Origin of the sequence: Oceanivirga miroungae (genome assembly GCF_902505095.1) — a bacterium.
GTDB lineage: Bacteria > Fusobacteriota > Fusobacteriia > Fusobacteriales > Leptotrichiaceae > Oceanivirga > Oceanivirga miroungae.
Map to the genome: position 1 here is coordinate 1,004,492 of NZ_CABWIB010000001.1, position 13,631 is coordinate 1,018,122.

Sequence of the window (13,631 nt, forward strand, 5' to 3'; positions counted from 1 at the left end):
CACAATTATTCGCTTGTCGCAACATTTTCTTTTTCTTCAACATGAGCTATTGCGACTTCTGTTGTAATAAATATTGCTGCTGCACTTAGGGCGTTTTGAATAGCGACTCTTGTAACTTTTGCTGGATCTATTATACCATTTTCTATCATATCAACATATTTTTCTTTATTAGCATCGTATCCAAAATTTTTCTTATTAGAATTTGTAATTCTTTCTATTATAACTGCTGGCTCTAGTCCTGCATTTAATATTATTTGTCTTAGTGGTTCTAAAAGTGCTTTTTTCACTATTTTTCTCGCTAGATCTTCATCTTGATTAAGTTTATACTTATCTAAATCTTTTGCAATTTTAGCTAGTGTTACCCCACCACCAGAAACTATCCCTTCTTCTATGGCTGCTTTTGTAGCTGCTAGGGCATCTTCAATTCTCATTTTCATTTCTTTCATTTCAGTTTCAGTAGCAGCTCCTACTTTTATTAAACCAATACCATCAGATAATTTTGCTAATCTTTCATTTAATTTTTCTTTTTCGTATTCACTTGTTGTTTCTTTAATTAATGTTCTTAATTGCTCTTGTCTATTTTTTATTTCATTTTCATATCCGTTACCGTCTATTATTATTGTTTTATCTTTTGATATTTTTATACTTTTACATTGCCCTAAATCATCTAGATCAATTTCACTAAAATTCATCGCCTTATCTTCACTTACAACATTTGCACCAGTTAAAATTGCTATATCTTCTAACATATCTTTTCTTCTTGACCCAAATGCAGGTGCTTTTACAACTGCTATATTAAGTGATCCTCTTATCTTATTTACTACTAATGTTGCTAATACTTCTTTATCTATGTCTTCTGTTATTATCACTAAAGCTCTTGATGTTTCTACTACTTTTTCTAAAATTGGTAGTAATTCTTTCATGCTATTAATTTTTTTATCAGTTAATAGTAAATATGGATTAGTAAAACTTGCTATCATCTTATTTGTATCTGTAACCATATACGGAGATAAATAACCGTTATCAAATTGCATACCTTCAACTATTTCTAAGCTTGTATCTATTGATCTATTTTCTTCAACCGTTATTACACCATTTTTTCCAACCTTTTCTATAGCTTGTAGTATTAAATCACCTATATATTCATTATTAGCGGAAACTGTTGCTACATTTTTTATTTGGTTATTATCCACTACTTCATACGAATATTCTTTTATCTTTTCAACTATTATTTTTGATAATTTTTCTATACCTTTTCTAATTACAACAGGATTATGCCCAGATGATATTAATTTTAACCCTTCATTTATAAGGGAACCTGCTAAAACAGTGGCTGTTGTTGTCCCATCTCCTGCTATATCATTTGATTTAGTTGCAACTTCTTTTACAATTCTAGCTCCCATATTTTCAACTATATCGTCTAATTCTACTTCTCTTGCAATAGTTACACCATCATTTGTAATAATTGGTGCTCCGTATCCTCTATCTAAAACTACATTTCTGCCACGAGGTCCTAGTGTTACTTTTACAGCATCAACTAATATATTAACTCCACTTTGTAATGATTTTCTTGCTTCTTCATTAAATTTAATAAGTTTACTCACTATTTAATATCCTTTCCTAGAACATCTTTTTCTTCTATAATTATATATTCAATATCATCAATTTTAACATTTTCACCCTTAAATTTAGAAAAATATACTATATCATCTAATAAGATGTTAGATACTTCATCTGAAACTTCTACTACTTTTGCCTTATATATATCACTTTCTGTAGTGCTATCTTTTAGTATTATTCCAGTTTTTGTTTTTAAAACTTCCTCTATTTTTTTTAATAAGACTCTTTTACCTAATGGTTTTATCATTTTACACTCCTATTTCTAAAATACCACTTACCTTTTAATTCGGTTAAATTTTTTGAATTTGTTGATAAGATAAGTAACTTAATTTCATATATCATTTCATTTAAATCATTTATTATATCATCATCACTTTCATTATTATATATTTTCTTTAATATATATGCAGAAATTCCAACAGATTTTGCTCCCATAGCTAGCGCCTTTACAATTTCTAATGAATTTGATATTCCACCACTTGCTAAAACTTCTATTTTATCTATATACTCACTAGCATTTATCATAGAATCTTCTAGCTTATACCCAAGATTATATAAATGCTCTCTATTTTTATTATTTCTCATATCTTCTATACGACTAAAATTAGTTCCATCATTTGAACTTAAATCTATCGTTTTAACACCTAGTTTAACTAATTCATCTATAGTTGACTTACTCATACCATAACCAGTTTCTTTTATTATTAAAGGTATATCAATATTAGCTACTAAGTCTTTTATTTTTTCTTTATAGTTAAAGCTCCTGTCACCTTCATGCATAATAAGTTCTTGTATAGGGTTTATGTGAGCCTGTATTATTCTAGGTTCTAATTCTAAAATACATTTTTTAAAATCTTCTAATGACTTATCTAAGCCTAAATTTGCCCCCATTTTTTTAGGATAATAATAGCTATTTTCAGATAAATTTGGTGAATATGATCCAGAAAACATAAAAATGTCTATTTTTTTAGCTATGTTATATAGCCTTTTATTTATATTATCCGATTCATCTGAACCACCTGTCATAGCATTTATATATATTGGATATTTAAAATTAATATCACAAAAACTTGTACTTAAATCAACATCCTCTATCCCAAAATCTATAAGAGAGTTATATTCTAAAAAAACATTTTCTAAAACTTCTTTTTTCTCACATAAAAGCGCGTACTTTATATGTTCTATTTTTCTCATCTATATCACCCTGTCATAGCCTTATTTTTACATTTACCTTATTTTCTCTTTTTTCACCAATATTAACCGAGATTATAAAGTCACCATTCCCCGAGCCACTAATTTTTGTATTTTTATTAGCTCCTATCATTTTTTTAATATTATCATTATGAATTATTACATCTGCGTTTTTTTCAAGATATTCTAAATTAGAACTTAAATTTTTAATACTTTTTTCTAACTTATCTGAATCGCTATTTTCAATAGCTTCTATATACTCATTTACATATTTATTTGAAGCTTTATAGAATATATCAAATTCTTTTTTTGTAATATCTATTTTTTCTATTTGTTTACTTGTACTTGATACTTTTCTTGTATGTATAAGTTCTACATTTAACTCATTTTTTAATTTTATCTCTTTTACACTATATTCAAATGTATTTTTATCTATACTTTCATATGCTATTAGTTTTTCATAAACTATGCATGCAATATCTCCCATACTACCCTTACTATTTGATTCTAACATAGCCTTTACCGATAACTTAAAAAGTGTATCTTTTGAAAAATTAATACCTAGTTCTGATAAAATTGCTTTAATCGTTAATACAACTATACTAGCAGATGACCCTAAACCTAGTTTCATATTATTTTCATATAGCTCTGTTGTATACCTATATTTAAACTTTTCATACTTATTAGCATATGAAAAAGCAACTTTTCTTGCATGATATATTAAATTATCTTTATCTAATACATCACTTAAAACTTCTTCATAATCACTTTTTTGTATATCTAAATAAGTATATTTTTCAACAGGTAAAATAACTGCAATACCACTTTTTTTTAATATTGCGTACTCTCCTGCTAAATATATTTTTGACATAGCTTTATATAACATCTATAATTTTTCCTTCATATTTTTCATTAAATATTTTCTTTATTTTTACTTCATCTTTTTTCTCAAATAAGACTTTAACATTAGCACCTGCGTCCATTGTGTAGTAAATATTTATTCCATCTAACCTTAGTTTTTTTACAAATTCTATTATCTCGTAAGATAAAGGCATAAAATAGTCAATAGACGGAGTCGAACTTTTCATAACTTCGTGCATTAGATTTGTGCTTTTTTCCATAATAATACCAACTTTATTAAAGTCATTTTCTTTTAACGCTCTTTTCATAATATCTGCATACTCTGTATTTTTTTCTATCCATACATCTAATAACTTAGATGTATCTTTTGAAATTTGCATAGCAGCTCTACTACTAATTTTTTTTCTATTTGCATTTACAATAACAGCTATCATTGAAAACTGTATATTGGATTCTAATTTTTCTATTTCTCCATTTTTATCAAATAAGGCTATAGGATATAGGCTACGAGAAGCTGAACCTGACCCTATACTAGCAATTTTACATAGCATATTATCTTCTAAATCAAGATTGAAAAATTTATTTAATTCTATACTTAATGCCATATATCCACTAGAGCTTGATGCTAATCCTGCTGCTGTTGGCATATTATTGTATGTATTTATACATATTTTTTTATTTCTATTTTTTACTACCTTGTCAACAAATGTAAATACTTTATTAGTTTCTTTTTCATCTTGTAAAATATCATTTAAATAAAACAAGTCTTTGCCAGACTCTTTAATTTCAGTTTTTGTATATAGCTTAGTAGAAAGTAGTGAAATACTTGGAACTAATGGTATTAAATATGGTGTAAATTTATCTTTACACCAATATTTAACTATAGCTATATTCATATATGCAATACTACTCATTTATACTCTCTTAATATCAAAATCTAATAAGTATTTTTCTTCTTTTTCTCTCATTACTTTTTGCTCATCTTCTACCATATGATCATAACCTAATATATGTAGCATACCATGAGTTAATAAGTAGTAAAATTCTCTTTTATCAGAATGACCAAAATCTTTTGCTTGTTGTCTTACTTTATCAATAGATATTATTATATCCCCTACAACTTCAACTGGTCCAAAATTTTCAGTTTCATTATATGCAAAAGAAATTACATCTGTTGGTCTATCTATCCCTCTATAATCCTTATTTATTTTATGTATAGTTTCATTGTCTGTTATTACAAATGAAACATAAAAATCTTTTTTATCAAAATCTTCTTTTTCTCCTCTTAAAATATTTTCTACATACTCTTTTATATTTTCTTCAGAAAAATATTCTTCAACATCATTTATATCATACGATATATCCATTTCTACCATTTTTTACCCCTTGTATAATATAGTTATCTAAAATTAGATAATCTATATGTTAAATTTTATTTATATAATATTGTTTATATATTGTTTTATATATATAATATACTTAATTAGATAGAGTGACATCGTTTACTCCTTGTAGCTTGACTTCGTTTATTAAGAGTGATGCCTCTTCTGATAAAGTGTTTACGAATTAGTTAGATGTTGACATATTAGTGTACTTCGCATTTAGAACAAGGTAGTGACTTTTATCAGCCTTTGAGGACTTCTATCTATAAATATATTAATGGTAGGTGATTTTATGTTTTATTTAGGTATTGATATTGCTAAAAATACTCATGTTGCTTCATTGCTTGATGATAATGGTAATACAATCTTTAAAGCTCATTCTTTTTCCAATTCTATTAAAGGTACTGATTCTTTAATTGAAAAATTAGAAAAATATTCAATAAATGATATTCTAGTAGGTATGGAAGCTACTGGTCATTATTGGCTATCAGTATATTCATATCTAATAGAAAAAGGTTTTAATATTATTGTAATTAACCCTATTCAAACTGATGGTTGGCGTCGTGCTACTGAAATCAGAAAACGTAAAACAGATATTATCGATTCTATTATGATTGCTGATTTTATTAGATACGGCAATTTTGAAACAACTTCACTTGCTGATGAAAAATACTTAAATCTACGTAATATGACTAGATTTAGACATTATTTAATTGAGCAAACAAGTGATTTAAAAAGAAAAATTATAGCTAACTTAGATCAAGTATTCCCTGAATATTCATCACATTTTAGTGATATTTTTGGACAAACTTCTAAAGAAATACTTCTTAATTTTAATACTGCAGAAGACTTTAAAAAACTTAAAGCAAACGATTTTAAAAAAGTATTGAAAAATGTTACTCTTAAAAATTCTGCGAAAGTAAAATTAAACAATCTAAAAAAAGCAGCTAAAACTTCCTTTGGTATTAATTTTGCTCTTGATTCTTACTCTATTCAAATTAAATGTTTAATTGAACAAATTAAAGTTATTGAAGAACAAATTGATCTTCTTGAATCTGAAATAGAGTCAATAGTCAAAGACCTAAATACTCCAATTCTAACAATTCCTGGTATAGGACCTGTAACAGGTGCTACCATACTTGCAGAATTAGGTGATATTAACAAATTTTCTAGTGATAAGAAAATTGTTGCTTATGCTGGTTTAGATTCAACTGTTACCCAATCAGGAGAATCTAACGGTACAAATGGACATTTAAGTAAACGTGGCTCAACACACCTAAGAAAAGCCTTATTTCAAGCTGCATTTATTGCATGTACTAACGATACTGTTTTCAAAGAGTTTTATGATAAAAAACGTTCTGAAGGTAAACATCATTTAGTAGCTGTTAATGCTGTTGCTCGTAAAATGTGCCATATTATTTATGCTGTTCTAAAAAAGAATGAACCTTATGTAGAACTAAAATAAATATTTCAAAAAATTCTATATTAGTATAGTTATTTTTGTTGTGCATAAATTTTAAGATAATTATTTAAATTTTATTATTGACTTTTAATAGTTAGTCTTATTTATCATTTATTTTTGGATATTTAATTCTTTCATGATAAGCTGCTTTTAATACAGTTAAAAATGCTTCAACAATTTTTTCTATATCTGTAAATGTAAGTCCCGAATTTATTAACTGATTATCATCCATCTTGTACTTTATTAAATATCTTATTGTTTCTTCTATACCCTCTCGTGATTTATCAGAGTTAGCACGAACCGCTGCTTCAACTGAGTCTGCTAACATGACTATAGCTGCTTCTTTTGTACTTGGCTTTGGACCTATATATCTAAAATCATATTCACTTACTTTTTCCCCAATTTCTACCGCCTTATAATAAAAGTATTGTACAGCTGTTGTACCGTGATGTTCTACTATGATTTGTAGTATCTCATTAGGTAATCCATATTGTTTCGCTAGTATAAATCCATCTCTTGGATGACTTGTTAAAATTAAAGCACTAACAGATGGATTTAACTTATTATGTAAGTTTTCTATCCCGCCTTGATTTTCAACAAAATATAGTGGCCTTTTTAATTTTCCTATATCGTGGTAATATGCACCAACTCTAGCTAATGTGGGATTTGCTCCTATTTTTTGTGCAGCTTGTTCTGATAGTGCTCCTACCATTATGCTATGATAAAATGTACCTGGAGCTTCTAATAATAATCTTTTAAGAAGTGGGAATGAATAATCTCCTAGTTCTAATAACTTTATTTCAGTTAATATGTTAAATGTATTTTCAAAATATGGTGCAAGTCCTAAACATATCATACCTGTTAAAAATCCACTTAAAAGTGAAAATAAGTATATTAAAGCTAAATCAGTAAAATCATAGCTATAAACTAAGCCCCATATTAAAGCTAGAAAAGCCTGTATTACACTTATTTTAAATCCATTTTTTACTAAATCTATTCTATTTTTTAGTTTTTCATTATTTGTTATAGCTATTAATGATATTAATCCCATTGCTAAAAACCATTCTAAATTAGGTGCTAGCATATAATTAGTAAGTAAAGAAATTGCAATTGAGTAATTCTTATCCTTTGTTAGCATGCTAGATATAATAGAAATGCTTGCAAATGGAATTAAAAACAACAATATTACTATATCATTTGTAAGTATTTGATTTAATATATTTATCAAGATAAACATGATAAGAGTTGGATAAAACCCATTTGAATTAACACCTTTTTCTAATAATTTCTTTGAATAGAAGAAAATTACAAAAGAAAATATTAAAACAAATACAAAATTGAAAATCAAACTAGCTTTATACTTCATATCAACTAATCCTAATACACTTAACTTTCTATATACATCTTTTGTTATTACATCACCTTTTTTAGCAATAACATCCGACTTATTTATCTTAGCTTTACTGTTTTTAACTAGTTCTATTTTATCATCAATACTTTTTTTAGTTTTTTCTGCATTTACACTTAAATTAGGTGATATAAAACTTTTTAGTATATTTGTTTCATATTCATTTAAACTTACATTATTATCCTCAAACAATTTTTGTATATTATAATCTTTCGTTACACCATTTTCATATAGTAAACTAAGGATCTTAACTAAATTTAAATAATACTCTATATTATTATTTCCCTTAATTAATTTCAATACATCACTTGAGTTAATATTTAAATTATTATCTTTCAAATACTTCTTTATTACATTTTTATTAATATTTTGATCAATTACTGTATTATCAGCGTTTTCTATGTTATTAAGATCTATTTTCGTAATAAATTCTAAAAAACTAACAAACTTCGCTGTATTTATATCTTCAATTTCCTTATTTTTATCATATACAGGTTTTGCTTCCCTATATATCTTATCTCTAACTAAGTCATCTAAAATATTCTCACTATATTCTATACTTTTACTAGAAACAATATTCGTTGTTAATTTACTCCCTAACTTATATTCATTAAAATTTATCTTCCTAACTAAAGTTAGTAAAGAAAATAGAATGAAAAATAGAAGTAATAAACTTATTCTATTTTTATATCTATCTGTTTTTTTCTCATTTGACTTTTTATTATCTATATCATTTAATGCAATATTTAGGTATAATTCTTTTCTAAAAATTTTAATTTTCATTTATTTACCTCTTTATTTAATATCTAATATTATAGCATAAAATAATATAAAAAAAAAGAAGCCAAGGCTTCTATAATATAAAATAGCAACTACCTATTTTCCCGCTTACGAAGTATCTTTGGCGTACATGTGCTTAACTGCTAGGTTCGATATGTTACTAGGTGTACCCACATGGCTATTATCACTATTTTTTAATTTGGCAACTACCTATTTTCCCGCTTACGAAGTATCTTCGGCGTACACGTGCTTAACTGCTAGGTTCGATATGTTACTAGGTGTATCCACGTGGCTATTATCACCAAATTTATTGTTCTAGGACAATTAGAAATAAATAGTAGTAGTAAAATATTACAGTAGTAAAGCTTTCGATATATTAGTACTAGTCAGCTAAATGTATTACTACACTTACACCCCTAGCCTATCTCCTCCTAGTCTCGAAGGTATCTTTGAATACTTATCTTGAAGTCGGCTTCTCACTTAGATGCTTTCAGCGATTATCCGTTCCAAACGTGACTACTCTGCCATGCCACTGGCGTGACAACAGATACATCAGCGGTTTGTCCATCCCGGTCCTCTCGTACTAAGGACAGATCTTCTCAATATTCTACGCCTGCAGTGGATAGGGACCGAACTGTCTCACGACGTTCTGAACCCAGCTCGCGTGCCTCTTTAATGGGCGAACAGCCCAACCCTTGGGACCTTCTCCAGCCCCAGGATGAGACGAGCCGACATCGAGGTGCCAAACACTTCCGTCGATATGGACTCTTGGGAAGTATCAGCCTGTTATCCCCGGGGTAGCTTTTATCCGTTGAGCGATGGCCTTTCCATTCAGTACCACCGGATCACTAAGTCCTACTTTCGTACCTGCTCGATCCGTCAATCTCGCAGTCAAGCTCCCTTTTGCCTTTACACTCTTTGGTTGATTTCCATCCAACCTGAGGGAACCTTTGAACACCTCCGTTACTCTTTTGGAGGTGACCGCCCCAGTCAAACTGCCCATCTAGCACTGTCTCATTTTATTGATTAGAATTTCAACAATATATGGTTGGTATTCCAACATTGACTCCATATTTACTAGCGTAATTACTTCTTAGTCTCCCAACTATCCTATACACACATTGCCAAAACCCAATGCCAAACTACAGTAAAGCTCCACGGGGTCTTTCCGTCCTACTGCAGGTAAGCGGTATCTTCACCGCTATTACAACTTCACCAGGTCTCCAGCCAAGACAGCTCCCAAATCATTGCACCATTCGTGCAGGTCAGAACTTACCTGACAAGGAATTTCGCTACCTTAGGACCGTTATAGTTACGGCCGCCGTTCACCGGGGCTTCAATTCGAATCTCTCAATCCTCCTCTTAACCTTCCGGCACTGGGCAGGTGTCAGCCCATATACGTCGCCTTCCGGCTTAGCATAGACCTGTGTTTTTGGTAAACAGTTGCTTGGGACTCTTCACTGCGGCCTATCTCAGCTTCGAAGTACTTATCTTCTCACTTACCATAGGCACCCCTTCTCCCGAAGTTACGGGGCTATTTTGCAGAGTTCCTTAGCTAGAGTTATCCTGTCGGCCTTAGGTTTCTCACCCTGTCCACCTGTGTCGGTTTACGGTACGGGCACTTAATCTCCTCAGTAGAAGTTTTTCTCGGCAGTGTAGGATCTGTGACTTACACTTATTGTGCTTACCCATCACCTTTCACGTTTAATTATACGGATTTGCCTATATAATCACGCTATTGGCTTAGAATAACTATTCCGTCAGTTATCTCACATACCTTCCTGCGTCACTCCATCCCTTCAATCGTTGATTTAGTGGTATAGGAATATTAACCTATTTTCCATTCGCTATGACATCCCTGTCTTCACTTAGGTCCCGACTCCCCCACGGCTGACAAACATTGCCGTGGAATCCTTGGACTTCCGGCCAGTATGATTCTCACATACTTTCTCGCTACTCATTCCTGCATTCTCACTTCTGATACCTCCAGATCGTCTTTCAACTCTCCTTCTACAGCTTACAGAACGCTCTCCTACCAACATATTTACATATGTTCCAAAGCTTCGGTTTATGTCTTAGCCCCGTTAAATCTTCGGCGCAGATACTCTCGACCAGTGAGCTGTTACGCACTCTTTCAAGGTATGGCTGCTTCTAAGCCAACCTCCTGGTTGTTTCTGAATATCCACCTCCTTTCCCACTTAGACATAATTTGGGACCTTAGCTGTTGGTCTGGGCTTTTCCCCTCTCGACCATGGACCTTATCATCCATAGTCTCACTCCTAATTATTAATATATGGTATTCGTAGTTTGCATGACTTCACTAAGCTATACGCCCGCTAGGTCAAACAGTGCTCTACCCCCACATATCTTCTATTAAGGCTGCACCTAAATGCATTTCGGAGAGAACGAGCTATCTCCTAGTTCGATTGGCTTTTCACCCCTATACCTAACTCATCTCCCATCATTTCAACGGCGGTGAGTTCAGTCCTCCACAAAGTCTTACCTTTGCTTCAACTTGGTCAGGCATAGATCACTAGGTTTCGCGTCTATAACATACGACTATCGCCCTTTTAAGACTCGGTTTCCCTTCGGCTCCGCTTTACTTAACCTCGCCATATATCATAACTCGCAGGATGATTAACCAAAATCCACGCAGTCACCCCTTAGGGCTCCTACCGCTTGTAAGCGTACGGTTTCAAATTCTATTTCACTCCCTTACTCAGGGTTCTTTTCACCTTTCCCTCACGGTACTCTCCACTATCGCTTAGTAAAAGTATTTAGCCTTATGTGATATGGTCCACACTGATTCACACCAAATTCCTCGTGCTTGATGCTACTCGGGTTATATATATACTCATATACTATTTACGCCCTACAGGACTATCACCTTCTTTGGTCTAACTTTCCAGTTATGTTCTGCTTCGTAGTATACTCATACTGTCTTATGGTAATTGACTAATATATACCCTCTACCCCATAATAGCAACGATACCCTCTTGGCACTACTATGGTTTAGGCTCTTTCCCGTTCGCTCGCCGCTACTTAGAAAATCGTTTTTACTTTCTTTTCCTCCTGTTACTTAGATGTTTCAGTTCACAGGCTTACCTCTTTCGTGTATATTCTTCTAATATACAGGTTCTCCCATTCGGATATCTTAGGATCTATGTCTATATGCGACTCCCCTAAGCTTTTCGCAGCTTATCACGTCCTTCTTCGGCTTTTACTAGCTAGGCATCCTCCGTACGCCCTTATTTAGCTTTCTCTTTCTCTTTTTAACTCTATCTATCTCTTTTGTTAAAGTTGTAATATTTTACCTACTATTCATTTCTCATTGTCCTATTTTTTTAATTTAAAGATAATTTGCAAACAAGATAAGAAGTCTTTTCATTTCTCCTTAGAAAGGAGGTGATCCATCCGCACCTTCCGGTACGGATACCTTGTTACGACTTCACCCCAATCACTATTCACACCTTAGGTACTTCCCTCTTTACAGTTAGGCCAGTAACTTCAGGTGCAAACAACTCTCGTGGTGTGACGGGCGGTGTGTACAAGGCCCGAGAACGTATTCACCGTGATATTGCTGATTCACGATTACTAGTGATTCCAACTTCATGGAGTCGAGTTGCAGACTCCAATCCGAACTAAGAGTAGCTTTTGAGTTTTGCTTAATGTCGCCATCTTGCTTCTCATTGTACTACCCATTGTAGCACGTGTGTAGCCCAGATCATAAGGGGCATGATGACTTGACGTCATCCCCACCTTCCTCTAGCTCTTCGCTAGCAGTTTCATTAGAGTCCCCAACTTAATGATGGCAACTAATGATAGGGGTTTCGCTCGTTGCGGGACTTAACCCAACATCTCACAACACGAGCTGTCGACAGCCATGCACCACCTGTCTTACGGTTCCTATAAGGCACAACAAAGTCTCCTTTGTCTTCCGTAGATGTCAAGATCTGGTAAGGTTCCTCGCGTAGCGTCGAATTAAACCACATGCTCCACCACTTGTGCGGGCCCCCGTCAATTCCTTTGAGTTTCATTCTTGCGAACGTACTCCCCAGGCGGATCACTTATCGCTTTTGCTTCGGCACAGAGATTTGACTCCCCACACCCAGTGATCATCGTTTACAGCTAGGACTACCAGGGTATCTAATCCTGTTTGCTCCCCTAGCTTTCGCACTTCAGCGTCAGTTTCTGTCCAGTGAGTTATCTTCATCATCGGCATTCCTACACATATCTACGAATTTCACCTCTACTCGTGTAGTTCCACCCACCTTTCCAGTACTCTAGCATTACAGTTTTGTAGGCAAGACTATGGTTGAGCCACAGCTTTTCACCTTCAACTTGTTTTGCCGCCTAGATGCCCTTTAAGCCCAATAATTCCGGATAACGCTAGCGACATACGTATTACCGCGGCTGCTGGCACGTATTTAGCCGTCGCTTCTTCTGTTGGTACCGTCATTTTTTTCTTCCCAACTAAAAGTGCTTTACAATCCGAAGACCGTCATCGCACACACAGAATTGCTGGATCAGAGTTACCTCCATTGTCCAATATTCCCCACTGCTGCCTCCCGTAGGAGTAAGGGCCGTATCTCAGTCCCCTTGTGGCCGTTCACCCTCTCAGGCCGGCTACCTATCATCGCCTTGGTAGGCCTTTACCCCACCAACTAGCTAATAGGACGCAAAGCTCTCCACTAGTAATCTCTTTTTCATTTGCAGTAGATGCCTACTACTAACTTATCCGGTTTTATCAGAAATTTCTCTCTGTTATCCCAGTCTAGTGGGTAAGTTCTTTACGCGTTACTCACCCGTCCGCCATGTGCCTTGTAAGCAAGCTTACTTAGCTCATCGACTTGCATGTGTTAAGCATTCTGTCAGCGTTTATCCTGAGCCAGGATCAAACTCTTCATTCAATTTATTTTTCCTTGTT

Annotated in this window: 8 protein-coding genes and 4 rRNA genes; 1 reads left to right on the forward strand and 11 read right to left on the reverse strand. The window is 32.8% G+C overall.

Annotation, left to right across the window (positions count from 1 at the left end; all coding sequences use genetic code 11):
- Positions 1-5: 5 nt before the first annotated feature.
- Genes groL through ybeY form a run of 6 tightly spaced genes read right to left on the reverse strand, consistent with a single transcriptional unit; the run spans position 6 to position 5,048 of the window.
- The gene (groL, locus tag OMES3154_RS04905; protein ID WP_156683676.1) at positions 6-1,604 is read right to left on the reverse strand and encodes a chaperonin GroEL; all 1,599 of its coding nucleotides are present in this window, start codon (positions 1,602-1,604) and stop codon (positions 6-8) included.
- A complete protein-coding gene (locus tag OMES3154_RS04910) occupies positions 1,604-1,867 on the reverse strand; it encodes a co-chaperone GroES (RefSeq protein ID WP_156683677.1) in 264 nt (87 codons plus the stop codon). Before OMES3154_RS04910 ends, groL begins: the two co-directional genes overlap by 1 nt.
- On the reverse strand, positions 1,864-2,814 hold the full coding sequence (locus tag OMES3154_RS04915; RefSeq protein ID WP_156683678.1) for an alpha-hydroxy-acid oxidizing protein: 951 nt from the start codon (positions 2,812-2,814) through the stop codon (positions 1,864-1,866). The genes OMES3154_RS04910 and OMES3154_RS04915 overlap by 4 nt, the downstream gene beginning before the upstream one ends.
- A gap of 13 nt (positions 2,815-2,827) precedes the next feature.
- Positions 2,828-3,697, reverse strand: coding sequence for a mevalonate kinase family protein (locus OMES3154_RS04920; protein ID WP_156683679.1), 870 nt, complete (start codon positions 3,695-3,697; stop codon positions 2,828-2,830).
- Complete coding sequence (gene mvaD, locus OMES3154_RS04925; RefSeq protein ID WP_156683680.1) at positions 3,687-4,586, reverse strand: diphosphomevalonate decarboxylase; 900 nt, start codon at positions 4,584-4,586, stop codon at positions 3,687-3,689. The genes OMES3154_RS04920 and mvaD overlap by 11 nt, the downstream gene beginning before the upstream one ends.
- Positions 4,587-5,048, reverse strand: coding sequence for an rRNA maturation RNase YbeY (gene ybeY, locus OMES3154_RS04930; RefSeq protein WP_156683681.1), 462 nt, complete (start codon positions 5,046-5,048; stop codon positions 4,587-4,589).
- Positions 5,049-5,346: 298 nt separating this feature from the next.
- On the opposite strand from ybeY, the gene OMES3154_RS04935 reads away from it, so the two are divergent.
- Positions 5,347-6,519 (forward strand): IS110 family RNA-guided transposase, encoded by a 1,173-nt coding sequence (locus OMES3154_RS04935; RefSeq protein WP_156683929.1) that lies wholly within the window; start codon positions 5,347-5,349, stop codon positions 6,517-6,519.
- A gap of 97 nt (positions 6,520-6,616) precedes the next feature.
- Here OMES3154_RS04935 and OMES3154_RS04940 read toward each other — a convergent pair whose 3' ends face one another.
- From OMES3154_RS04940 to OMES3154_RS04960, 5 genes are all read right to left on the reverse strand, one after another.
- Positions 6,617-8,707 (reverse strand): HD family phosphohydrolase, encoded by a 2,091-nt coding sequence (locus OMES3154_RS04940; RefSeq protein ID WP_156683682.1) that lies wholly within the window; start codon positions 8,705-8,707, stop codon positions 6,617-6,619.
- 80 nt (positions 8,708-8,787) lie between these two features.
- Positions 8,788-8,896, reverse strand: a 5S ribosomal RNA gene (gene rrf, locus OMES3154_RS04945).
- 5 nt (positions 8,897-8,901) lie between these two features.
- Positions 8,902-9,010: ribosomal RNA gene (gene rrf, locus OMES3154_RS04950) — 5S ribosomal RNA — on the reverse strand.
- A gap of 50 nt (positions 9,011-9,060) precedes the next feature.
- A 23S ribosomal RNA gene (locus OMES3154_RS04955) occupies positions 9,061-11,966 on the reverse strand.
- 136 nt (positions 11,967-12,102) lie between these two features.
- Positions 12,103-13,614 (reverse strand): 16S ribosomal RNA (locus OMES3154_RS04960).
- Together the 16S, 23S and 5S rRNA genes form the textbook arrangement of a ribosomal RNA operon.
- Positions 13,615-13,631: the final 17 nt, after the last annotated feature.